The 717-nt window shown below is 66.0% G+C and carries 1 protein-coding gene; it reads left to right on the top strand.

Annotated features, from left to right (window positions below; translation table 11 throughout):
- A partial coding sequence (locus CSQ89_RS21775; RefSeq protein WP_158229098.1) for an OmpA family protein occupies positions 1–707 on the top strand: 707 nt, incomplete at its 5' end.
- Positions 708–717 lie beyond the last annotated feature (10 nt).

Genomic DNA, 717 nt, shown 5'->3' with positions numbered 1-717 from the left:
ACACCACCCCCAACCCGGGCGACCAGACCCCGCAGGTGAACGGCGCAGCCAAGCTGCGCCCGGACCTGTGGCTGAAGCTGGGCCAGTTGAAACAGCACAGCGGTTTTGGTTGCGCCGCGCAAAAGGTTGCGTGTGGTGAAGTGGAACTGGTGCATGCCGGCAATGAGTACAACCAGCAAGGCTGGCGGCACGCCAAGCCGTACATCCAGATCGCCGAAGACATGACGAGCCAGGGCAGCAGCAGTGCGGAACGCTGCCACGCCCCTGAAGCACCGCAGCCCCCGATGATGCCGGTCGCGCAGCCGCCGGTGATGACGACCGAACAGGTCCGGCTGGATGCTGGCGCGCTGTTCCGGTTCGACCGCTCGGGCAAGGACGACATGCTGCCGGAAGGCAGAGCGAAGCTGGACGAGCTGGCACGCAAGCTGAGCCAGGGCTACGCGCAGATCGAACGGATGACGATTACAGGCTACACCGACCGGCTGGGGACGGAGCGTTACAACCAGGCGTTGTCGGAGCGGCGTGCGCAGGCGGTGGCGAACTACCTGAAGGAGCGGGGCGTCACGGGTTCGATGAGCGTGCATGGACGTGGCAAGGCGGACCAGGTGGTCGCGTGCGGCACGAAGACCAAGCGGACCCCGGCGCTGGTGAGTTGTTTGCAGCCGAACCGTCGGGTGGAGATCCAGATAGAGGGGGTGAAGCGCTAGGTGGGGGGGG

The organism is Chitinimonas sp. BJB300 (assembly GCF_002735695.1).
Classification (GTDB): Bacteria; Pseudomonadota; Gammaproteobacteria; order Burkholderiales; family Chitinimonadaceae; genus Chitinimonas.
The sequence above is the reverse complement of the archived record's forward strand: the minus strand, read 5'-3'. Positions and strand labels throughout refer to the sequence as shown.